At 30.1% G+C, this 24,626-nt stretch carries 20 protein-coding genes; 8 read left to right on the top strand and 12 right to left on the bottom strand.

The window, feature by feature from the left end; genetic code table 11:
* Positions 1–24: 24 nt before the first annotated feature.
* Complete coding sequence (locus BVC87_RS15975) at positions 25–1,779, bottom strand: DEAD/DEAH box helicase (protein WP_075343405.1); 1,755 nt, start codon at positions 1,777–1,779, stop codon at positions 25–27.
* Between the two features lie 117 nt (positions 1,780–1,896).
* Positions 1,897–3,249, bottom strand: a complete 1,353-nt coding sequence (locus tag BVC87_RS15970; protein WP_075343404.1) for a TlpA family protein disulfide reductase — start codon at positions 3,247–3,249, stop codon at positions 1,897–1,899.
* 182 nt (positions 3,250–3,431) lie between these two features.
* On the opposite strand from BVC87_RS15970, the gene BVC87_RS15965 reads away from it, so the two are divergent.
* A complete protein-coding gene (locus BVC87_RS15965) occupies positions 3,432–5,054 on the top strand; it encodes an ABC-F family ATP-binding cassette domain-containing protein (protein WP_075343403.1) in 1,623 nt (540 codons plus the stop codon).
* 49 nt (positions 5,055–5,103) lie between these two features.
* Here the strand turns inward: BVC87_RS15965 and BVC87_RS15960 are convergent, their stop codons facing one another.
* On the bottom strand, positions 5,104–6,045 hold the full coding sequence (locus BVC87_RS15960; RefSeq protein ID WP_075343402.1) for a LysR family transcriptional regulator: 942 nt from the start codon (positions 6,043–6,045) through the stop codon (positions 5,104–5,106).
* A gap of 101 nt (positions 6,046–6,146) precedes the next feature.
* Between BVC87_RS15960 and BVC87_RS15955 the strand changes: the two genes are divergently transcribed.
* The 5 genes from BVC87_RS15955 (at position 6,147) to BVC87_RS15935 (ending at position 12,894) form a co-directional block, all read left to right on the top strand.
* On the top strand, positions 6,147–6,617 hold the full coding sequence (locus BVC87_RS15955; RefSeq protein WP_075343401.1) for a Dps family protein: 471 nt from the start codon (positions 6,147–6,149) through the stop codon (positions 6,615–6,617).
* Between the two features lie 223 nt (positions 6,618–6,840).
* Positions 6,841–8,364, top strand: a complete 1,524-nt coding sequence (locus tag BVC87_RS15950) for an alkaline phosphatase PhoX (RefSeq protein ID WP_075343400.1) — start codon at positions 6,841–6,843, stop codon at positions 8,362–8,364.
* 2 nt (positions 8,365–8,366) lie between these two features.
* On the top strand, positions 8,367–10,169 hold the full coding sequence (locus BVC87_RS15945) for a cytochrome-c peroxidase (protein WP_075343399.1): 1,803 nt from the start codon (positions 8,367–8,369) through the stop codon (positions 10,167–10,169).
* A gap of 153 nt (positions 10,170–10,322) precedes the next feature.
* Positions 10,323–11,099, top strand: coding sequence for a DUF6503 family protein (locus tag BVC87_RS15940; protein WP_075343398.1), 777 nt, complete (start codon positions 10,323–10,325; stop codon positions 11,097–11,099).
* 130 nt (positions 11,100–11,229) lie between these two features.
* Complete coding sequence (locus tag BVC87_RS15935; protein ID WP_075343397.1) at positions 11,230–12,894, top strand: sodium:solute symporter; 1,665 nt, start codon at positions 11,230–11,232, stop codon at positions 12,892–12,894.
* Positions 12,895–13,304: 410 nt separating this feature from the next.
* Here the strand turns inward: BVC87_RS15935 and BVC87_RS15930 are convergent, their stop codons facing one another.
* The 4 genes from BVC87_RS15930 to BVC87_RS15915 all read right to left on the bottom strand — a co-directional run bounded on the left by BVC87_RS15930 (position 13,305) and on the right by BVC87_RS15915 (position 18,969).
* A complete protein-coding gene (locus BVC87_RS15930; RefSeq protein ID WP_075343396.1) occupies positions 13,305–16,385 on the bottom strand; it encodes an Ig-like domain-containing protein in 3,081 nt (1,026 codons plus the stop codon).
* Between the two features lie 128 nt (positions 16,386–16,513).
* Complete coding sequence (locus tag BVC87_RS15925; protein ID WP_075343395.1) at positions 16,514–16,801, bottom strand: YciI family protein; 288 nt, start codon at positions 16,799–16,801, stop codon at positions 16,514–16,516.
* Between the two features lie 468 nt (positions 16,802–17,269).
* Entirely contained in the window at positions 17,270–17,965 is a 696-nt protein-coding gene (locus BVC87_RS15920) for a T9SS type A sorting domain-containing protein (protein WP_075343394.1), read from the bottom strand.
* Between the two features lie 158 nt (positions 17,966–18,123).
* A complete protein-coding gene (locus tag BVC87_RS15915) occupies positions 18,124–18,969 on the bottom strand; it encodes a DUF2911 domain-containing protein (RefSeq protein WP_075343393.1) in 846 nt (281 codons plus the stop codon).
* Between the two features lie 98 nt (positions 18,970–19,067).
* Here BVC87_RS15915 and BVC87_RS15910 point away from each other — a divergent pair, with 98 nt between their 5' ends.
* Positions 19,068–19,730, top strand: a complete 663-nt coding sequence (locus tag BVC87_RS15910) for an MIP/aquaporin family protein (RefSeq protein ID WP_075343392.1) — start codon at positions 19,068–19,070, stop codon at positions 19,728–19,730.
* Between the two features lie 97 nt (positions 19,731–19,827).
* Positions 19,828–20,277, top strand: a complete 450-nt coding sequence (locus BVC87_RS15905; RefSeq protein WP_143569804.1) for a hypothetical protein — start codon at positions 19,828–19,830, stop codon at positions 20,275–20,277.
* Between the two features lie 85 nt (positions 20,278–20,362).
* On the opposite strand, the gene BVC87_RS15900 is transcribed toward BVC87_RS15905, so the two are convergent.
* The 5 genes from BVC87_RS15900 to BVC87_RS15880 all read right to left on the bottom strand — a co-directional run bounded on the left by BVC87_RS15900 (position 20,363) and on the right by BVC87_RS15880 (position 24,570).
* On the bottom strand, positions 20,363–20,887 hold the full coding sequence (locus BVC87_RS15900; RefSeq protein WP_075343390.1) for a hypothetical protein: 525 nt from the start codon (positions 20,885–20,887) through the stop codon (positions 20,363–20,365).
* A gap of 116 nt (positions 20,888–21,003) precedes the next feature.
* Positions 21,004–22,644: a gliding motility-associated ABC transporter substrate-binding protein GldG gene (gene gldG, locus BVC87_RS15895; protein ID WP_075343389.1), complete on the bottom strand. Its 1,641-nt coding sequence runs from the start codon at positions 22,642–22,644 to the stop codon at positions 21,004–21,006.
* On the bottom strand, positions 22,637–23,356 hold the full coding sequence (gene gldF, locus BVC87_RS15890; RefSeq protein WP_075343388.1) for a gliding motility-associated ABC transporter permease subunit GldF: 720 nt from the start codon (positions 23,354–23,356) through the stop codon (positions 22,637–22,639). The genes gldG and gldF overlap by 8 nt, the downstream gene beginning before the upstream one ends.
* Positions 23,357–23,406: 50 nt before the next feature.
* Positions 23,407–23,703: a putative quinol monooxygenase gene (locus BVC87_RS15885; protein ID WP_075343387.1), complete on the bottom strand. Its 297-nt coding sequence runs from the start codon at positions 23,701–23,703 to the stop codon at positions 23,407–23,409.
* A 9-nt stretch (positions 23,704–23,712) separates the two neighbouring features.
* On the bottom strand, positions 23,713–24,570 hold the full coding sequence (locus BVC87_RS15880; RefSeq protein ID WP_075343386.1) for an SAM hydrolase/SAM-dependent halogenase family protein: 858 nt from the start codon (positions 24,568–24,570) through the stop codon (positions 23,713–23,715).
* Positions 24,571–24,626: the final 56 nt, after the last annotated feature.

Below are 24,626 nucleotides of genomic sequence, written 5' to 3'. Positions count from 1 at the left end.
GTTTTAAAACGACTCTTTTTTTATTTATCTTCTAGGTTTTCTACCTCTATTATTATTTCTTCTTCTATCGGAAGATGAGTTATTTTGATTTCTAACTCTACCAAATCCTCCTTTATTTGAAGAATGTCCTCCTCTTCTTCTAGAGCGTTTTCTATCTTTACGTTCTTTGGTAATTTCTATATTCACTCTTCTACCATTAAATTCTGGAGAATTGGATTCAAAAGCTTCTAAAGTAAATGATTCGAACTCACGGTCAATTTCAAAGAATGAAAAGGTATCTAAAATATCAATAGCTCCTATTTCTACATTTTTATTAATTCCTTGTTCATTGATTAAGCCCATTAATTTTGGAGGGTTTAATTTATCTTTCCTACCTAAATTAATAAAGAATCTGGTCATATTTTCACGAGAAGATCTACCTGACGAACCACCCTCTCTATCTCTAGAAGAGATATTATTTAAATCAGGTGCATTTTCGTAATATGATAAAAATGAATTAAACTCTAGTGATACAAATTTTTGAATTAGCTCTTCTCTAGAAAAATCATTTAATTTCTCATATATACTTGGTAAAAAGCTATCAATTTCTGAAGTATTCACTTCTGATTTATGAATTTTATCAATCAAGTGAAAAAGTTGTATTTCACAAATCTCCTTTCCTGTAGGAATAGCAGTTTTGATAAACTTCTTCTTTAAAGTACGTTCTATAGGATGTAATTTTCCTTTTTCTTTTCTATTTACTAAAGCTATAGAAACTCCTTTGTTACCAGCTCTACCAGTTCTACCACTTCTATGGTTGTAATTTTCGATTTGGTCTGGTAGTTTATGATTAATTACGTGGGTAAGATTGTTAACATCTAATCCTCTAGCAGCAACATCAGTAGCTACTAACATTTGTATATTCTTTTTACGGAATTTATCCATAACAGCATCACGTTGAGCTTGTGACAAATCACCATGTAATGAATCAGCATTATATCCGTCTTGAATTAACTTATCTGCAATTTCTTGAGTTTCTCTTCTGGTTCTACAAAAAACAATAGCATAAATATTTGGGTTAACATCAGCTATTCTTTTCAGTGCTGCATATCTTGTTTTTTCAGTAACTTGATAAAATTCGTGAGTTACATTATCTGAACCTTGATTTTTTTGTCCTGAAGTAATTTCAACAGGATTATGCATGTAATTTTTTGCAATAGCTTCTACTTCTCTAGGAAAAGTTGCAGAGAATAATAAAGTTTGCTTCGTATCTGGAGTCGCTTCAAGAACTTGATCAAGTTCGTCTTTGAATCCCATATTCAACATTTCATCAGCTTCATCTAATACCAACCATTTGGTATTGCTTAATTTTAAAGCTTTTCGTCTTATTAGATCAACAGTTCTACCCGGTGTACCAACAACTATTTGAACTCCCTTTTTTAATTGTCGTATTTGTTGCTCAATATTGGCACCACCATAAACGGTTGTAACCTTTAAATTTGGGATGTACTTAGAAAAATCTTCAATGTTTTTTCCTATTTGTACAGCTAATTCGCGCGTAGGTGATAAAATTATAGCCTGAGTGTTTTTATCATTTTCATTTGCTAACTCAACTATTGGTAAACTAAAAGCTGCTGTTTTACCTGTACCTGTCTGTGCAAAAGCTTTTAAATCTTCGTCGGAAGAAAGGATTTGAGGAATTGCTTTTTCTTGTATTAAAGTTGGGTTTTCATAACCTAAATCTATTAAAGCATCATTTATAGGCTGCTTTAAACCTAAATCTGAGAATGTTTTAGACATACTGTGAAATTAAGTGAATTCACAGATGCCCTATCTATGAACTCTTTAATATTATTTACTTTTTGGACGCTGCAAAAGTAGTTATTTCTTTGAGAATAGGAAATTTAAATGGTTAAATTATAAATCAGCGATCTGATTTTCAATTTTTTTGGAGTTTAAATTACAAAATCCGTTAATAACTCTCCCAGAATCATTGACTAGAATCATTCTTGGAAATTTACTGGTTAAGAATTCATGTGCTTCACTATCTCCGTTTAAATAAAACTGATGTTTAATTCCTAAATCCTTAATGTATTCATCTTTGTTATCGTTAATATTTACGACCAAAAACTGAATTTCAGGATTGTTATGAATTAGATAGTTCATTCTAGAAGCTACCCAACTATCTGAAGAAAATCTCTTATTTCTAAAATAAATAGCTGTACTTCTTTTTTTTAGAACCCGATGTATTGAAACTTTAGAACCGTCAGGAGAATTCAACTTGAAATCTGGGATAGAAGTATTTTTTTTAATCTTTTTAGCATCTTTTAAAAGTAAAGCTATCTCTTTCTTATCATCTTCATTTGTTGAAAAAGAAGAAAAGGTTTCAAAAGCTTTTTTATTGATAATACAACTAGATTTATTGTAAAAATGACGTATTGTAATCTTCTTTAAAAGATTGTTTTTAAACTTTTGCGATGAGATTTTTGTATTAATTGCATTTAGTAATGCGATAGTAAAATCATCACTTTCATCATGAATGTTTTGCTTGTATATATCGCTATATAGATTATTATATACATAATCTCTGTAAGGCGAATAAAACATTAAATTTTCATTATTCAGTGTAGCTACATTTCTATGGCTGATAAAAGACTTGTCTAAAACCTCTGGTTGTGCTTTTAAACTATTGTCTATAATAAAACTCTCTAGTTTTGTATATAAGGGATAATGTAAAGCAGTTTTTAAAATTGATAGAAAGTTTTCAGAAGTTTCATTACTTCTTAGTTTGTAGTTTTCTAAAAATGCTTCTTTGATAGTACTTAAAGAATCGATTTTACTTTTAAACTCTTTTGCTGGAAGTTTGTAGTATTTATAAAAATTCCTATGTTGCTCTTCATTAGACAGAAAAGTTTCGATTAATAGGTTATTCCTAGTAGCATTGGTACCACTAAACACTAGTGATTCATCAAAATCCCAAGTATTTAGACGGAGCAACAAGCTGTCTTTAGGTTCCAAATAAACGTACTGCAACTCTGAACCGTGCTTAAAATAATATAAGCCAGACTTAATGTTTTCTAATTTTCCTAAAAAAGTGTTGTCTTTACTTAATTCTATTGAATCGATAACCTTTTCATTATCATCAAAAACAATGACATGATCATCTTTAGGATTGATAATTTTCCCACCAAAATAAGTGAAACTCTCATCTTTAGAGGCAGTACAACTTATTAAGAAAAATGGAATTAAAGCAAAAATATATTTAATCATATTTTGTTAAAAAGATGTATCTATACAGCCATCAAAAATAGAAATATGAACCAAATCATGATGTTAATTCAATGTTAATATTAGTGAAATTAAGGGATTTTTAACGTCGTAAATAATTTTGTTGAAATGCCTGAAAAGCCTTTAGATTTCATACTTTTGCATCGAAATTTAAAAAGCTAAAAATGTTATCAGTTTCTAATCTTTCTGTTCAATTCGGGAAAAGAGTTTTATTTGACGAAGTAAATACAAAGTTTACACAAGGAAATTGTTATGGAATTATTGGTGCCAATGGTGCTGGAAAATCAACATTCTTAAAAATATTATCAGGTAAGATAGATCCTACTTCTGGAAATGTACATTTGGAACCCGGTAAAAGAATGTCTGTTTTATCACAGGATCACTATGCATTCGATGAGTTTCCTGTATTGGAAACCGTAGTAATGGGAAATAAAGATCTTTATAAGATAAAGAAAGAAATAGATGCTTTGTACGCAGATTATACTGATGAAAATGCAGAAAAAATAGGAGAATTACAGGTTCAATTTGAAGAAATGAATGGATGGAATGCTGATTCTGAGGCTGCAGCAATGTTATCTAACCTAGGTATTAAAGAAGACTTACATTATTCTTTAGTTAAAGATTTAGATGGTAAGCAAAAAGTACGTGTACTATTAGCACAAGCATTATTTGGAAGTCCCGATGTATTAATTATGGATGAGCCTACCAATGATCTTGACTTTGAAACAATAGCTTGGTTAGAGAATTTTTTAGCAAATTATGATAATACTGTTATTGTAGTATCTCACGACCGTCACTTTTTAGATGCAGTTTGTACTCATATCTCGGATATTGATTTTGGAAAAATTAATAATTATTCAGGGAATTATACGTTCTGGTATGAGTCTAGTCAATTAGCTGCGAAACAAAGAGCACAACAGAATAAAAAAGCAGAAGATAAAAAGAAAGAACTAGAAGAATTTATTCGTCGTTTTTCTGCTAATGTAGCTAAATCGAAACAAGCAACATCTCGTAAGAAGATGATTGAAAAGTTAAATGTTGAAGAAATTAAACCTTCTAGTCGTAGATATCCAGCTATTATTTTTGATAGAGATAGAGAAGCAGGGGATCAAATTTTAAATGTAGAAGGACTTTCTAAAACAGATGCAGAAGGAGAATTGTTATTTTCTAATATAGATATTAATTTAAATAAAGGAGATAAGGTAGCTCTAATTTCTAAGAACTCTAAAGCAACAACTGCTTTTTATCAAATTATAGCAGGTAATGAAGAAGCAGATGCAGGTAAATTTTCTTGGGGAGTTACTACTACACAGTCATATTTACCATCGGATAATTCTGAATTCTTTCAAAATGGAGAATTGAACCTAGTAGATTGGTTACGCCAATATGCTAAAACAGAAGAGGAGAGGGAAGAAGTATTTTTAAGAGGTTTCTTAGGAAAAATGATTTTCTCTGGAGAAGAAGCATTAAAAAAGAGTAATGTTTTATCAGGAGGAGAGAAGGTACGTTGTATGCTATCTAGAATGATGATGACAAGAGCGAATATTTTAAAATTAGATGAACCAACGAATCACTTAGATTTAGAGTCAATTCAATCATTAAATAACTCATTAATCAATTTCAAAGGAACAGTTTTGTTTACTACTCACGATCATGAGTTTGCACAAACAGTTGCGAATAGAATTATTGAAATTACACCGAAAGGAGTAATAGACAAATATTCAACTTTTGATGATTATTTAGATGATCCGAAAGTAAAAGAATTAAGAGAGAAAATGTATTCTTAATTCATTAGATGTATTAAATAAAAAAGAGAGCTTTTGCTCTCTTTTTTATTTAATTACTTCGTATAGGACTTATAATGTCTACATCACTAAAAGCAATAGCACCTCTAATGATTCCATCAATATTGGATTTTAATGCTTCAATCAATTGCATTTTTAATTGAGACTTATGATAAATAAGACTTACTTCTCTTGCAGGAGGTGGTGTGTGAAACTCTCTTAAGTGTTTTTGATCTTCTTCTGCTAAATCTAATGTATTTAAATAAGGTAATAACGTCATGCCTAAGCCATCCTTAGATAATTTTATAAGAGTATCAAAACTACCGCTTTCTAAATGGAATTTTTTATCCTCGTCCTTCTTATTCATCTTACACAAATTAATCACACTGTTTTTAAAACAATGTCCATCTTCAAGTAATAGGATATCTTCTAGTTCTAAGTCTTGAACTTCTAACTTAGATTTTTCAAATAATCGATGCTCTTCAGGTATTAGCCCAACAAAGGGTTCATAATATAGTACACGTTCTTTAATAGCTTCATTACTTAAAGGTGTTGCTGCAATAGCTGCATCAATATGACCATCGGTAAGCTTTCTTATAATTTCATCTGTAGTTAATTCTTCAATAATAAGTTGAACTTTCGGATATGTTTTTGTGAAATTCTTTAAAAACATAGGAAGTAATGTAGGCATAATAGTAGGTATAATACCTAATTTAAACTCACCACCGATGTAACCTTTTTGTTGGTGAACTATATCAATAATTCTATTACTTTCATCTACGATTACTTTAGCTTGTTCTACTATTTTTTTTCCAACAGGAGTTAATTCAATAGGTTTTTTAGATCTATTAAATATTTTAGCATCCAACTCTTCTTCTAATTTTTGAATTTGCATGCTTAATGTAGGCTGCGTCACAAAACAATATTCAGCGGCTATAGTAAAATTTTTATGCTCAGCTACAGCTAGAGTATATTTTAATTGTGTTATCGTCATTGATAATAATTTTCGATAAATATATTAAAACTATCAATTATACTAATAGTTGAAGACGTTTATTTTGAAGTAATTTTGAGTAAAAATTTAAAACAAAATTTATGAGCGTTACAATATTAGGTTTAGATCAAGAAAAAACAATAAAAGAAGTAAAAGAATTAAATAGATTACTAGCTAATTATCAAATTTTTTATCAAAGTTTACGTGGTTTACATTGGAATATAAAAGGGAAGAACTTTTTTGAATTACATGTAAAATTTGAAGAATTATACTTAGATGCACAAGATAAAATAGATTTAATAGCAGAACGAATTTTAACCCTTCAAGGAACACCAATTCATACTTTTGAAGATTATATTAATGAATCTGAGGTTTTAGCTGGGAAAAATATAAATAATGATGAGACAGCTGTTCAATTAATTATAGATTCAATAGCTGTTCTATTAAAAATAGAACGTACTATTTTAGAACTATCAGATGAAATATCTGACGAAGGAACAAATTCTATGATGAGTGATTTTATCTCTGAACAAGAGAAAACCTTATGGATGTTTAGAGCTTGGTTAAACTAAAAATAATTATATATTTGATAAAAAAGTCACTAGTGAAAAATAACTATTGGCTTTTTGTTTTTTTAGAAAATAGATCTATTTAAATTAATTCTAATTATTAATATTTACATCATATAGGTAACTTTTTAGTAAAAAGAAATTAAAATAGAATACACCTAAAGTTTAAAGATGAATCCTTGTTTTGTACTCGAATATATATTAATCAAAAACTAAATAAGGACACATGAAAAATTTAAAATTAAGCCTATCGATATTATTGGCTATGTCTATAGCTTTTACATCGTTTGTATCTTGTGAAGATGGTACAGATGGTTTAGATGGTATCAATGGTAAAGATGGTAATGACGGTCAAAATGGAACTGATGGTCAAGATGGATCTGATGCTGAAGTATTCTTAGCATCTTCAAAAACTCCAAACTTTTTAAAAGTAACTAACGAATTTTTAGGATTAAAAATTACTCCAATTTTATCTTCTGAAGATGTTATTCCTAACACGCCTGATTTCGTATACGGATCTATGGCTGATGGGGCTGGTTTATTAGCTGAAGCAGATGGAACATTTACTTTAATCAACAACATTGAGGCTGATTATTCTATCGCAAGAATTAAATTAAATAAAGATTTAAGACCAATTGCTGGAGATTATATCTTAAATGCTGCAGCTACTGCTGAAACTGCACAATGTTCAGGTTCTATGATCACTATGGAAGAGCATGGTTTCGGACCATTATACTTATCTGGTGGAGAATGGGGTGGAGCCTCTAAAGGAGTTTTCGTAACTGATCCTTATAAAGACGCTTCTGAAGCTGGTACTGCTAAAATGTTAACTGCAATGGGACAATGGTCTACTGAAAATGCTGTAGCAATAGGTAAAGATGCTTATGCTGGTAAAACTGTAGTTTTCATTGGAGATGATGATTCTGATGATAATGTACCTCAAGGTCATTTAGGTATGTATGTAGGTGATCAAGGAGATTTAGAAGGTGGAGATCTTTATGTATTAAAAGTAAGTGATGCTGGTATTACTTATGAAATGGACATGGTTGAAGGAACTGAGTATAACGCTGAGTTTGTTAAAATGTCTGAAACTGAAATTGACGCTTTAAACACTGAAGCTATGACCGCTGGAGCTATGGGATTCTCTCGTTTAGAAGATATCGACTGGAGAAGAGGTTCTGGAGCTAACCAAAGAGAGATTTACTTTGCTGTAACTGGACGCGAAAAGCCAGGTTTAGTAGGTAAAGGAACTGCTGCAGGAAGAATTTATAAAGTAACTTTAAATGATACTGATCCTACTGGAGCTGCAAAAATTACTTGTGTTTTAGATGGTGATAAAGTTGGTGGTAAAGCTCAAGGTTTCCACTCACCAGATAATATCTTAGTAACTGAAAACTATGCTTATATCCAAGAAGATCCTAACGGAATTTCTACAGCTACAGCTGGAGTATATGCTAAATTATATCAGTATAACTTAAATACAGGTGACTTAAAAACTGTTTTAGAGTGTGACCAAGATAGAGCTGCTGCTTTAGGATATGGACCTAACACTAGAAACTGGGAAATCACTGGAATGATTGATGTAACTGAAACGGTAAACAACGGTAAAAATACATTCTTAATCATTACTCAAAATCACGGATGGGAGCCTGCAGATGGTACTTCATTCACAGATCCATTAGCTAATCCTGATTTAGCAAGAAGAAAAGAAGGATCTGTTTTACATATTTTGACTGGATTAGAAAGATAAAAATGAAGGACTTATTATATAGTCTAGCTAAGACATACCTTTGTGTATGTCTTTTGCTTTTCATAGTTGCTTGTAATAATTCCAAAGGAAAATCATACGATTCTATTGATAAATCTCCTGAGGAAATTTCTGCTTTATATAGTGATTATTTAGTTAAGGCAGTTAGCAATTTAGATAAAATAGACATAAGCAAAATAGCAAAAGAAGATCAGAAGAAATACTATAAAGAAGCTAGAAAATATTTTAAATTACTAGAGCCTATTTTAGCATATTCTGATAAAAATAACTACAAATCTCTTAATGCACCTAATATTATTCAAGTAAAAGGAGAAACCTCAATGGATACTAGAGTTATGGATCCTATAGGTTTCCAAGTGATTGAAGAGAATTTAGATGAGGAGAAAATAGATACATTGACATTAAATAGAGCAATTAATGTAACAAGTGCTAGATTAAAACTGATTCATAAAAATTTATCTCTTTCTTTAAAGGATCATAATATTATTTGGTTAATAAGAGATCAGATCGTTAGAATAGCAACTACTGGAATTACAGGTTTTGATTCTCCAGTATTAAACCAATCATTATTAGAAAGTAAGTATACATATCAAACATTAATTGATATTGTAAATATATGTCAAGCTAAATTTTCTTCAAAAGAGATAAAAGATAAATTCATTGTTGCATTAGAAAGTGCTCAAAAGGATTTAGATCATGATTTTGACACATTCGATCGTTTTAATTTTATAAAAGATCATACAAATAATCAATTAGCATTATTGGTTGAAGTTCAAAAAGATTGGAAGGTGAAATTCCCTTTTGAAATGGCGTTGTCTAACACAATGACTTCCTTGTTTTCAAATGATGCATTAAATGTGTATTATTTTTCAGATCATTTAAATGATACGACAAAGATTGTTGAAAAGCAGCAGTTTGGTAAAGAATTATTTAATGACGTATCACTTTCTAAAGAGAATAATATGGCTTGTGCTACCTGTCATGTTAAAGATTTAGCTTTTACTGATGGAAGAAAAACGTTTGACAAAAATCAAACAAGAAATACACCAACGGTAACATATGCTGCATATCAACAAAGTTTTTTTATGGATGCAAGAGCAGGAAGTTTAGAAGGGCAAGTAGTTGGAGTGGTAAAAAATCATAATGAGTTTAATATGACTATGGATTCTGTTGTGAATAGAGTGCTTAAAAATAAATCGTACAAAAAGAAAATAGCAGATTTATATAACAACAAAAGAATTGGATTAAATATTAGACATGCCATAGCTTCCTATATTAGAACTTTAAACACATTCAGCTCAAAGTTTGATAAAAACATAAGAGGAGAAGAATCTAATTTAACTGAAGAAGAAAAATTAGGATTTAATGTGTTTATGGGGAAAGGATTATGTGCTTCATGTCACTTTCCACCTGTTTTTAACGGTACTGTTCCGCCAAATTATAATGATACTGAGTTAGAATTTATAGGTACACCAGATTCTAAAGATACTATTAACCCAAAATTATCTTCAGATTTAGGTAGATATCTTTTGTATAAAACAGAAGAAAAAAAGCATTTCTTTAAAACACCTACGGTTAGAAATGCTGCTGTAACAGCGCCATATATGCATAATGGAGTATATACAAATCTTGAAGAAGTAGTTGATTTTTATAATAAAGGAGGAGGAGCTGGTTTAGGTATAGCAAATGAGTATCAGACGTTACCTTTTGATAATCTTAAACTTACTCAAAAAGAAATTGACGCAGTAATTGCATTTATGAAAACGCTTACTGATGAAGAATACTAATGGTAGTTTAGTATTTGAAAGCTTAATATATTGTTGTAAAAAGTCTCATTTAGAATTTGAATGAGGCTTTTTCTATTTTAAATGAAAAGAAAAAATATAAATTGTAATTTTTGAATAAACCTTTCGACTGATTTTTGATAAACTATAATTAAAATGAAAAAACTAATCTTACTTTCGGTATTATCTTTAGCAGTAATATCATGTAAACAAGAAGCCAAAAAAGAGGCTGAAACCCAACCAAAACAAGAGGAAACCAAAAAAGTAGATAATTTTCCAAAAGCCTTAGGAGAAGTATTTGAAAAACATGGCGGAATCGATGCTTGGAGAAAAGCAAAAACATTATCATATAAAGTAAAAGGAGAAACACACTCTGTAGATTTACATTCTAGAAAAACAGTAGTCAATGCTGATAATTATTCTTTAGGTTATAATGGTAAAGACACTTGGTTAAGCCAGAAAGATTCAACAGCATTTAAAGGAAATCCTGAGTTTTATTATAACTTATATTTTTACTTTTATGCAATGCCATTTGTATTAGCTGATGATGGAATTATATATGAAGATGTTGATGCAATAGAGTTTGATGGGGTAAAATATCCTGGGTATAAAATTTCATATAAACCAAATGTGGGTATCTCACCAGATGATAATTACTTTGTATATTATCACCCAGAAACAAAACAAATGGCTTGGTTAGGGTATACTGTAACCTATTTCACTAAAAAGCCATCAGACAAGTTTAATATTTTAAGATATAATGATTGGGAAAATATTAACGGTTTTGTTTTACCAAAATCTATAACTTGGTACAAAAAAGATGATAACGGTAAGCCTGTAGAACCAGCGAAAGAACCAACAGTATTTTCAGACGGTTTAGTAACCCAAGCACCATTAGCAGACAATTTTTTTGAAAAACCAACGAACAATTAACTTTAGAACAATTTAGTATGAGTAAAAAGTATATATGGAAAAAAGAGTACACAGCTGTACTATTAGCCAATTTAATTTATATTGTCATCTTTTTTATCATAACAAACGTATATACTAAATAACATTACTCATGCAAACTTTAGATTGGATTGTACTATCTATTACTTTATTGTTTATAGTGCTTTATGGAGCTTGGAAAACAAGAGGTAGTAAGAATGTAGAACAATATATTAAAGGAGGAAACGAAACAAAGTGGTGGACTATCGGTTTGTCAGTTATGGCAACACAAGCTAGTGCCATCACTTTTTTATCTACCCCGGGTCAAGCTTTTCACAGTGGAATGGGATTTGTACAATTCTATTTCGGTTTGCCTTTGGCAATGGTAATTATATGTTTAGTGTTTATACCTATTTATCATAAACTAAATGTATATACTGCTTATGAATATTTGGAAAGTAGGTTTGATCTTAAAACCAGAACTTTAGCTGCTATTTTATTTTTAATTCAAAGAGGATTAGCAGCAGGGATTACCATTTTTGCTCCTGCAATAATATTATCTGCAGTTTTAGGTTGGGACTTAATAACCTTAAATATAACCATTGGACTTTTAGTGATTATTTACACCGTTAGTGGAGGAACTAAAGCGGTTAGTGTTACTCAAAAACAGCAAATGGCGATTATTTTTTCGGGAATGTTTATCGCCTTTTATTTGATATTACAGTATTTACCAGACGGAATTACATTTTCAAAAGCATTAGAAATTGCTGGGGCTAGTGATAAAATGAAAGTCCTTGATTTTTCTTGGAATTTAAACAATAGATATACAGTTTGGACAGGTTTTTTAGGAGGTACTTTCCTAATGTTATCTTATTTTGGAACTGACCAAAGCCAGGTCCAACGATACTTATCTGGAAAGTCAGTTAGAGAAAGTCAATTAGGATTAATCTTTAACGGATTATTAAAAGTACCAATGCAGTTTTTTATTTTATTGGTAGGGGTAATGGTGTTTGTGTTTTATCAGTTTAATGCATCTCCCTTGAATTTTAATCCAAAAGCACAAGAAGCTGTAATTAACTCTGAATTTGCACAAGAATATCAAATATTAGAAAAAAGACATAAAGAAATTGAAAGTGAAAAGAAGTCTATTATACTCAGTGGAATAACAGAAACTAATAGATATAAATTACTCCAATTAAATGAAGAAGATAAGTCTTTAAAAGAAGAAGCAAAATCAATTATCAGTAAATCCAATCCTAAAGTAGAAACAAATGATAAGGATTATGTTTTTATTCATTTTATTTTAAATAATCTTCCAAAAGGGTTAATTGGTTTACTATTAGCCGTTATTTTATCGGCAGCTATGTCTTCTACTGCGTCAGAATTAAATGCATTAGCTTCAACTACTGCCATTGATTTATACAAAAGAAATCAAAATGAAGAAAAGAGTGATCAGCACTATGTAAACATGTCTAAATGGTTTACTCTGGGATGGGGAGTATTAGCCATTTTAGTTGCTTGTGTAGCTAACTTGTTTGATAATTTAATCCAATTAGTAAATATTATCGGATCTATATTTTATGGAAATGTATTAGGTATTTTCTTATTGGCCTTTTTCATAAAATTTGTGAAATCTAATGCTGTTTTTATAGGAGCCATTATTACTCAATTCATAATAATAGTAGTTTGGTATTTAGATTGGTTACCTTATTTGTGGTTAAATTTATTAGGCTGTGTATTGGTAATGTTAATAGCCGCTATAATTCAGAAATTTTCGCAATTAAAAGAGCCTAAATAACTTAGATTTGAGGTAAGTCATAGGAAGGAAAAGCATATTACTTTCAAGTTAAATTTTTGATATACTTAATGTTAATTTCAAGAATGAGAATCTTATTTAATTATGAGACTATCACCTCGAGTTAAATTCATTAAGGTAGGGCGGAAATAAATTTTGTATTTCGACTATAGCCAGTAAAGCTATAGAGAAGTAAAAATAGTGTTTTCGATAGTTCCGCTTAACTGTATTCAGTATAAATTAACTTCATTATAATTCCATAAAATCACTCGAACTGATAATTAGATCATTAATGTTGAAAATAATAAATTCAGCTCCTAATTTATTACATTGAACCTCCTTAAAATAAGTCGTTTTTCATCAACTTATTTTAAGGAGGTTTATGTAAACTAACTTTTAATTTGTAATAGACTTTATTTTTTCAATATCCTATAAGTGAAATTACCCTTATTAGAGTATATCTTCACAAAATATAATCCTGTATTTAAGTCATCTACAAAGATTGACGAACTGTCTTGAATTCTTCCAACTACTTTTTTTATGAGTTTCCCTGACTGATTCAATACATCAATTCTGTTTACCTCTATATCGTTAGATAATTTGTAAGAAACAAATAATTCATCAGAAACAAGGGTTGGATATATTTCAAGTAATTCAGAGTTAAATGCGAAATCACTATTGGGTACAGCTATTGTTCGATTATTTGCTGTGGTACATTCAAATGTTTTTGGATCTAATAATTTCCATAACTGATTGTCTTGGTTATTCTCATCTAAAACTATAGCATTACCATTAGGGGTAGATGTTAAAAAACGTGGATTAAATTTTCCTTTTATTTTAAAATAACCATTTCCATAATCTATAATCTCCCATTGTTGCCAATCTTTATTATTAGAGGCATAAATAGTAGCATCATCGCCATTAGATGGTCTCTTTGTCCATGCTTCTAAAGCACGATCGGCAAAATTATTTAAAATTTTATGAAAACCATTCCCTCTATCTGATATCGTCCATACTTGACCCTGATGTAAACAACCTCCTAAAGTTACACTTGTTCTATTAGCTGTTGTATTTACTTGTAAGGTCTTATTTTCGTTAGATTTTGCTACTAATATAGCTTGTTGATTAATTGATGGCGGAGCGATAACATCTCCCTCAATATTAATAATTATAGCTGAAGATGTTCCTTCATTTACACGTTTATCTGGGCCAAATACAAATTGATTTAACACATCTACATCATAAGTGAAAGATGCTGTATTCCCTACAAAACCAGATGATGGCGTAAACACAACTTTGTCATTTACTATCTTTACCGTACCATTGATTGCATTGCCAACATCTGTTAATGCTATAGTAACTGGTCCACCAAAATTACTAGCTGTATCATTAGCTAATAAATCACTAATTGCTATTGAAATTGGTGTATTAACGTCTGTTGTGTATGGTCCATCTATTCCTAAATTTAATTCATCGATAACATCTATTATAGTTAGAGTTATTAGTGCACTTGATGTTTCTAATCCATTACTTATAGTATATGGAATATCTATTTTACCATTGAAATTTACCGCCGTTCTAAAGATGATTTTTCTATTTGATCGATCATCTTCTATAGTACCTGGAAACTTGCTGAAATCAAAAGATATAATGTCTATATTAGTACCTATATCATTCGCCAAAAAGGCATCATAGGAAAAAGATGTCAATCCTATATCCTCTCTAATTGGACCTAGTATATCGTTATTAGCAAATTTTTCAGTTTTCTCCACGAAGGTTTTAGGATCTAATAATTTCCATAACTGATTGTCTTGATTATTTTCATCTGCTACTATAGCATTACCATTAGAGGTAGAGGTTAAAAAACGTGGATTAAACTTTCCTTTTATTTTAAAGTAACCATTTCCAACATCTATAATCTCCCATTGTTGCCAATCTCTATTGTTAGAAGCATAAATAGTAGCATCATCACCATTAGATGGATTTCTTGTCCATGCTTCTAAAGCACGATCAGCAAAATTGTTTACAATCTTATGAAAGCCATTGCCTCTATCTGATATCGTCCATATTTGCCTCTGATCTAAATAATCTCCTAAAGTTACACTTGTTCTATTAGCTGTTGCATTTACTTGTAAGGTCTTATTTTCGTTAGATTTTGCTACTAATATTGCTTGTTGATTAATTGATGGTGGAGCGATAACATCTCCCTTAACATTAATAATTATAGCTGAAGATGTTCCTTCATTTACACGTTTATCTTGGCCAAATACTAATTGATTTAACACATCTACATCATAAGTAAAAGATGCTGTATTTCCTACAAAACCAGATGATGGTGTAAATACTACTTTATCGTTTACTATTTCTACAGTACCGTTGACTGCATTACCAACATCTGTTAATTTTATTGTAACCGGCCCACCAAAATTACTAGCTGTATCATTAGCTAATAAATCACTAATTGCTATTGAAATTGGTGTATTAATATCTGTTGTGTAGGGTCCGTCTATTCCTAAATTTAATTCATCAATAACATCTGTTATAGTTAAGGTTATTAGTGCACTTGATGTTTCTAATCCACTACGTATAGTATATGGAATATCTATTTTACCATTGAAATTGACCGCCGTTCTAAAGATGATTTTTCTATTTGATCGATCATCTTCTATAGTACCTGGAAATCTGCTGAAATCAAAAGAAACAATGTCTATATTGTTACCCATATCATTTGCTAAAAAGGTATCATAAGAAAAAGATGATAAGCCTATATCCTCCCTAATTGGACCTAGTGTATCATTATTTGCAAATACTGTGGCATTATCATTTATCTTAGTATAAGTCATTTCCATAAGATTGAATTCTGAATTATTTTCAGTATTTCCACTATCATTAATACTAACATTAGCATATGTTGGACGATACCTAGGAGGTCGACCTACCGGATAGCCCCATTGAGTAGCTTCAATTTCTATTCTGGATATGTTTTCATTACCTGTTTCTAAAGCAAATCGATATGATCCTTTTGATCCAGGGAGTAAGCCTTCAATTGAAAATTGATCCAGCATTATACCAGTACCTATTTGTTGGTTATGAGAATTATAAGCAGTCCATTTACCAGACTCATCAGATCCACTTGGTCCCTCATTAGGATCCATTTGACCAACTTGTAAAATAACACTATGAACAGGTGTCGGAAAATTTATAATTAATTTTTCGCTAGCATCGACACGCTCACCTTGATAATCTTGATAATAATCTATCTGCTCCCAACGACCTCCTGCTACTCCAAATCCATCATCTGTAAAACGACTTTCAAAAGCCACCTTCCCAGGGTCTCCATTAATTTTAAAAGCTTGGAGTGTCACGCCGTCACCCCAATTTTGTAGACCAGAGCCATCACCTGTAATTATATTGGCTTCCGCTTTTAATGTGTTTTGAGCTACTGCTAGAAGAGTAGACCAAATAAATAAAGAGAAAAAGAAAATTTGTTTCATGTATTTATGATTTAAATAAAATAAAGTTTGAAATATTGGTTAATGTTTTATGATCAGTTAATTATTTTTGGTATTGGAATTTTCAAGATTTTGAAACGCTCTATTCACAAATATTGTAGTGTTATGTTTTACTCCATCAAGAATTTCAGCTCATCACAAGTTTTACTAGGTACAAATTCAATCAGTTCATAATTTGCTAATCCATTTTTATGAAAAGGATCTTTTTCAAGGATCTTTTCCAATTCAAGTTGTGGTGTAACATTCGATAGAATTATTCCTCCAGTTCTAGGTACTTTTCGACCTGAAGCAAGAAAACTTCCTAATTGATATTGTTCATTTAGGAATTCAATATGGTCGTCAATAAAATGGTCAACTGTCTTTAATTCAGTTTTATAGGTTAGGTTGATGATAAACATTTAGATTTCTGTTTTCGATTATTTTAAATTCAATTTTACTTTGGTACGATACAAAACGTTATTGTAAAGAATTAATGTTAACAGTAACCTTTCATCCCTCTAACATAATATTATAGATATTAGCAAAGACTCTAAAGTTTCTAATAGTAACGTTATCTTTAATTTTCTTCAATAAAATTACTTGGAAAAAGAGACTTATTTACCCCTGTTTTCAGCCATTTTTTAGAAGTTTTAAAGTTAAAATAAAGTAGAAGAGGTGTGGGGTAAAACTCTGAATAAAAGAATTTTACTATAGTTTTGTCTTTATGGTTATTGGCTTTCTATATTAAATTGATCCTTCTTGTAAAGGAGTTAATCTGTCAGAAAGTGATAACTTGATGTGAATGTTAATTGCATTCTAATTAAGAAAACTTAATTAACCTTTATAGACTGTATGCGCTTATTGTGAATTCACTTTAAATTGCAAGTTTATTTTTTTATTAGTTTAAAGGATCCTTTATAACCTTTTATTTTTAGAAAATACAAACCTGTACTTAAGGTATGAGTATAAATAGTAGAGTTATGTTTTAGTATACCATTTATTACTACAGAACCTTTCAAATCTATGATTTCGTATTTTACAGGTTCTTTTATTCCTGAAATATTAAAACGTTCTTGAAATGGATTTGGAGATAATTTGATACCTTCATTAGAGAAGAATTCTTCTGTGCTTAATACAGCTTGAGTAGATCTTTCATAAGAAAAACCACCTCCATTATCTCTACTTGTCCATGATAAAAATTTAATATCTATATAAATATCATCAGAAATTAGATGTAGTACCATATTTTTATTAATTGTGCCTTCAGGATTTTTATCATGCGTTTTAAACCAAGTATCAAAAGTCAATGTAGCAATATCATCTGTAGTACCAAAAGCCCATTCTGTATCTGCTGGACTAGTATCAATATATCTTGATTCAGAGAAGAAATTAAAAATTCCTCTAAGACTTTGCCTCGTAAGCCATACTTTATCAGATATTCTATCTTGATTGTCTACTAAAGTCCAGTCAGAAAAATTGTTTTTTGTAAACGTAGTTTTAGGACCATTCCATATTGTTTGAGTATAAAGAGCTTGAAAATGGCTAATAAAAAGGATAAATAAAGTGAATTGTAAAGCTTTCATAATTAGTGTAATTACACATAAAATTAGCTTTAAGATGTTAATAGAATGTAATCTGCATATTTAAAAAAGAATAAATATTTTTTAGAGATATGCTTGTAATAAAAAACTCGAATCATAACTTATGATTCGAGTTTACACTTTTAATTTAATTTAATATACTAAGCTCCCCACTCCTTCAGAGAATCTTTGTTCATTTTAACGTAGTCAGCATTATTTGCTTTTTCAGCATGCATTAAAGATGCTTTAGCAGCCTTAATAGCTCCTTTTTTGTTTCCAGCTTTAGCGTGAATTAAAGATTGTTTACGTAAAAACCAAAAACGAGGTTGGTCTTTAGTCATATCTACAGCTTTATCAATCCACTCAACAGCTTTTTTGATATCCTTACCTTCTGCTAAATAGTAAGAAGCAGCACTGTAATAATCATTAGCAGCAGGACCAGCCATTACCTTATCAATACTAGCTACTACAGCTTTGTCTGTAGGAACTTCAAATTTAATTCCAGCATAAGAGTTTTCCCATAAAATTCCTAAAACAGCAGAACCATTCATAACATCATCAATAGTGATAGTGAATGTTTCAATAAGCATAGGCATTTTTTGAACTTTAGCAGTAGTAGTTAAAGCTACTTTAGAATCATCCCATTTTCTCGGAGTTCCCCAGTTGTTAGTATCACTGTAGAAAATAACTTCCCAAGAAGAAGCGCTAGGCTTAGTAAAAATAGCATATGATCCTTTCTTTAACGTCTTACCATCTATAGTGACATCTTCGCTAAAAGTGATCATTGTATTTTTATTTGCTCCTGTTCTCCATAATTCTCCAAATGGTACTAAGTCACCAAAAACCTTTCTCCCCTTAACTCCTGGTCTAGAGTATTCTACGGTAACATCAGTTAATCCTACTTTTTGCTCTAATTTAGATGAAGGACTAGGTTGAGGTGTCTTTAATTGTGCATTAGAAGAAAAAGAAAATGCAGCAACAATTAAAGCTAAAATTACTTTTTTCATGATATAATTATAATTGATTTAGTTTGTATAAAATTACGGCGAAAAGAAGTTATTAATGTTAACAAAAACTTAAAATAGCAGATTGTATCTTTGCAAGCATGAAAAAATATATATCTGAATTTGTAGGAACTTTTGCACTTATTTTTTGCGGTACAGGTGCTATGACAATTAACGAAGTAACTAACGGAGCTATAGGTCATATAGGTGTAGCAATTACATGGGGATTGATAGTAATGGCAATGATTTATGCTTTTGGTGAAATCTCTGGAGCACATTTTAATCCTGCTGTATCGATATCTTTTGCCTATGCTAAAAAGTTTCCTTGGAAAGAAGTACCTAAATATATTATAGCTCAAGTTTTGGGTGCTGTTTTTGCAAGTTTAGTTTTATGGTTTTTATTTCCTAATAGTGAATTTTATGGAGCAACCATTCCTTCAACCGATGCTATGCGCGCTTTTGTTTTAGAACTATTACTTACATTTTTCTTAATGGTAACTATAATTAATGTTTCTACTGGTAGTAAAGAAGTAGGCGTGATGGCTGGAATTGCAATAGGAGGAGTAGTATTACTTGAAGCTATGTTTGCAGGACCAATAACAAAAGCTTCTATGAATCCTGCACGTTCACTAGCACCAGCATTAGTGTCAGGTCATTTTGAACACCTTTGGCTATATATGGTTGCACCAGTAATAGGAGCATTATTAGCCGTGGCTACTTGTAAATTGGTGAAAGATGATAACTGTTGTGATGAAGGATGCTGATTCTCAGTTTTAAAATGTCGGTAATCATTATTAGTTAGTAAGCATTTAAAAGTAACCTTTTGAGAGAAATTATATCTAATTGATAAAAATGTTACAAATGAAAAAAGTAAATTTAATTTTAATACTATTTACTATAATTTTCCAAAGTTGTGGTAATAAGGATTGTGATGAATGTTTTACACCACCTCAGAGTTTTCAATTTGAGATTGTAAACAAAATAAGTGGAGAAAACCTATTTACTAATGGAACTTATCAATCTGAAAATATAGAAATAACTAACAACTTGAATAATAATGAATCAATAGAATTCACATTTATTTCTGAGGACAATAATAATCTGATTGAAATGAGTTCTATTGGTTGGAAAACAGGAGTCACAGACCTGAAAATCAATATTTCGGGGAATCATATCTTTGATTTGTATGTTGATGCTGAAAGAAAAATGGGAGATTGTTGTAGTTATACAGAATATAACGAAATAACAATTGGAGAATCTGAATTTGAATTAGACTCTCAAAATGGAATTTATAAAATTCTTGTAGAATAAAACGATTTGCACAGTGGTCTGTTATGAATTTTAGCTCATAATGATACAAGCTCATTTGTACAGTTTATTTTTATTTCAATTTATTTTACCTAATGAAATTTAAATTTTCAAAAGTTTCATTTGGTACAAGTCCTTTATTAGTCCCAAAGTATATTTCATCTTCGTGATAAAACAAAACTGCCCAATTTAAACTTTGGTCAATTATTGTTAAGTCATCTGAAGAACCGTAGTAAAAACTATCAAAATATTTTATTAGTAATTTCCAAGGAACTATCATAGCATCTTCTGATTGCCAAGAAAGAAAAACCTCCTTTTCAAAAGGTAATCCTCTTTGGTAAAGCCATTTTTTTATCTCTTTTTTGTTTGAATCTAAAATTTTTACTTTATCTATTGTGTTGAAAAAATCCTTCTTAAAAGGAGTTTCATTATGCATTCTTGAGTTTGAAATAAAATCCCAAATAAACTTCGATGCTTTTTTATTTAGAGGTTTTAATTGTTCGAGATGTATTTGGGGTAAAATATCATACTTCTTTTCTGTAAATCGCCATTTCAATCGGAATTTTTCCATTGGAACTATTTGATCATAAATATTATCAAATCCGATTTTCATGATTAATTTCGTGTTTTTTAAATTCGTTTTGTTAGTCTACAAACTGATTAATGATAGCATATAAATTCTCTAGTTATTTAATATTGATCACTGCTTATTGATAACAGATTACTGATTTATTGGTATTTCTTTTTTCTCCAAAAGTTGAAGCCTAGTCCAAAAACTAATAATAGAAGTAGAGGTAAAGCAATATTAAACACTTGCCAGAATTTTCGTTCACTATAGGCTTTTTTCTTATCTAAGACACGAAGTTGAATTGATTTATTTTTTAGTTGAATCAATCCATTATCATCTAAAAGATAATCCACAGTGTTGACTAAGAAATCTTTATTTCCAAAACGTTGTTGTGTCCATTTATCTACTGATAAATCATAAGGTTTCCCTTTAACTAATTGATTTTTTCCAATATCACCATCAGCAATGACAACCATTTTATTTGAAGTTGATTTTTTTTGATAGGTTTTAAAATCAAAAGGTTTTATTCTATTCTCATAGGCAGATTCAAATTCACCTTCTAATAATACAGCTAATAATTGATTTCCTGCAGCGTATTCTTCTTGAGAAGGCTCCTTAGTTACACTTTCCAATTCAATGATTTTAGGAGTACCTGAAAGTTTTGTTAATACAGAACTAATCAATAAAGGAGTCTTCTTAATATTTTTCTTTAGTGTATCAATTTGAGTGGTAAACTGTAACCTAACAGGTAAAATATTTTTAGTAATTGGATGATTTGGATTTCCAGCAGCTAAAGGGTGATAAAACCAATTGAAACTTTCAAATTGAGGTTGATTCCCAACCATACCAGCAGCAAGTGTGAGTTTAGATGCATATAAATCCTGCACTAATTTATTGTTAATACGCACTCCATAACTAAATAATAAATCAGTTAAATTTAAATCTCTAGGAAAAGCTAACATTTTTCCTTCATTGTATAAGCTATCTGTATCAGCACTCAAGTTATCAATCATCCACAATGTCTTTCCACCATTCATGATATACTGGTCTAAAACTAGTTTTTCCTTTGAAGTGAATTTTTTAGTAGGTTTAGCAATTATGGAAAGATCAAATTTTTGTAATTGTTGTAAGGTTTTATCAGGTGTGTTTTCCACAGAATCTAAAGTGAACTTAGCCAAGCGATATTTTTTACCTAATTCGCTCAAAAAACTAAATAATTTTAAATCTTCTAACTCACCATTTCCTGACAATACCGCTATTTTCTTTTGATCCGTTTGAGTGATTAATTGTATACCGTTTGCAAAAGAATGTTCAATAGCCGCAATTGCATTTTGCAATTGCTCTTCTTGTGAAGATGCCATGCTATTAGGTAATAATGAAACTATTTGCATTTTTTCACCATAAAATAGCTCAGCCCAAGGGAAAATGATAGCCTCAGAAAGTTTTCCATCTTCTTCAACGCTCAATTGACTTGGCATCATGCCATTTTTAATTAATTCTTCTCGGATTCCATCAGGATTGACAAATCGGAAACGAACATTGTTATTTTTAGCTTCTAATTCTTCTAAGAATTGACGTGTTTCAATCTGTAAACGTTGAAATTCTGTAGGAAAGTCTCCCTCCAAATATACATTGATGATTAAATCTTGTTCGAGATTATTTACTAAATCTGAGGTGATTTTAGATAAAGTATATCGTTGATCTTGAGTTAAATCAAAACGTTTAAAAAAGGAAGTACTTGCAAAATTTACAAGTAAAACTCCTATAAGTACAAAACTGATATTTTTAATGTTTTTATTCATTTTCTAAGCGTGTTTTAGTGATGAATAAAAAAAGGAAAGTAATAGACACAAAATACACTAAATCTCGAGTATCAATAACGCCTCTACTGATACTTTTGAAATGTTCATTAAATCCAAAATAACGAACATAATAGTTAGAGTTAGTTAGTAAATCTGCTATGGCATCAAAGCCATAAAACATAAAAAAAGAAATTACAATTCCTAAGATAAAAGCTACAATTTGGTTTTTAGATAGGGTAGAAGTAAATAATCCTATGGCAGTATAAGATGAGGCTAAAAAAAGTAACCCAAAATAAGCCCCCAATAAACTACCAGTATCTAAATTACCTTTAGGATTCCCTAATTCCTTTATAGTATATACATAAGTTAAAGTTGGGAGTAAAGCAATTACAATTAAAAGTAAACAAGCTAAAAACTTACCCACTACAATTTGCCAATTGGTGATTGGTTTAGTTTTTAAAATTTCTATAGTTCCAATATGAAACTCATCAGCAAAACTTTTCATAGTAATAGCAGGAACTAAAAATAAGAATAGCCATGGTGCCAGATAAAAAAATGAATTTAAATCAGCATAACCTGCATTTAAAATATTAAAATTATCTTTAAATACCCATAAAAATAGTCCGTTTACTAATAAGAATACTCCAATAACTAAATACGCTATTGGAGATCCAAAAAATGAATTGAGTTCTTTTTTTAAAATAGATTTCAAATATTTATTTTTTTGAGATAATTTAATAATTAATATTCACTTCCAACTTCTCAGTCCAAACTTACAACTTTATCAACACTCCAAGCAAGTGGTTTATCGTTAAAAAAGACTTTAGTTTCAGCCCAAATCCCTTTAAAAAGTTCAGAATTTCGATAATTCTCTAAATCTTGTTCATCTTCCCAATAGCTATAGGTGAAAAAAATATTAGGATTTGTTTTATCTCTATACAATTCTAATAAACGACAACCAGGAAAGTTTCGTATGAATTCTTTTTTTTGATCAAAATTAGCTAAGAAAGTTTCAATTTTTTCAGGCTGAAAACTCATTTTTACAATACGTACAAACATAGTATAGGATTAAACAGTTACAAAATCTGGTTTAGGATTGTCATGAAACTCTATAGAAATGGTATCTCTATAATGTAAACCTAACAATGAAGAAGCACCACCAACGGTATTTAAATTACTTCTGTAAATGGCAATTTCTAAGTACCCAGCAGTATTGAATAGTGCTAATTTATTACCATCAAATTGACGAATATCATCAGATGTATAATCTACAATCTCATTGTATTTATTCAATATTTTAGAGAATGAATAACGCCTAGCTGTAATGGTAAATTTTCTTCCTTTTCCAATATCGTCAAAAGCTTTTTTACTAATATTACTAATTACATTACCATAATTATCAATATAAATAACACCACCAACAATTAAATTACGATCTTGATTTACCTTAGGCTGTATTTCAATCATTTTCTTATAGGATTGAATCTCTTTTCCAATCACATCCAATTTTCCTCCTTTGGCAATAAAAGCAGCAACTTTTACAAACACATCTAAAACTGGAAAACTACTTTCAATATGATTATGAATAGTGATTTCTACAATTTTAGCAGGATTGACTTCTGAAGCAATCATAGAAATTACACCATTATCAGGACAAACAAAATAATGATCATCCAATTCAATAGCGATATGCTTATTATGTACACTTAACTCAGAATCTACACCAATAATATGTATAGTACCTTTAGGAAAGCTCTTGTAAGCATTTTTAACTATGTAGGCAGTTTCAGTAATATTAAAAGGAGAAATTTCATGAGTAATATCAACAATAGTAGCTTCTGGTAATTCAGTATAAATGGCTCCTTTTATAGCGCCAACAAAATGATCTTTAATGCCAAAATCTGTAGTTAAGGTAATAAAAGCCATTTGATGATTAATTGTTAATTATTTTGTGAAAAACTCTATTGAAAATTAAGGCAAAG

Origin of the sequence: Tenacibaculum agarivorans (genome assembly GCF_001936575.1) — a bacterium.
GTDB classification, from domain to species: Bacteria; Bacteroidota; Bacteroidia; order Flavobacteriales; family Flavobacteriaceae; genus Polaribacter; species Polaribacter agarivorans.
Note: the sequence above shows the minus strand (reverse complement) of the source record. Positions and strands in the feature narration are given on the sequence as shown.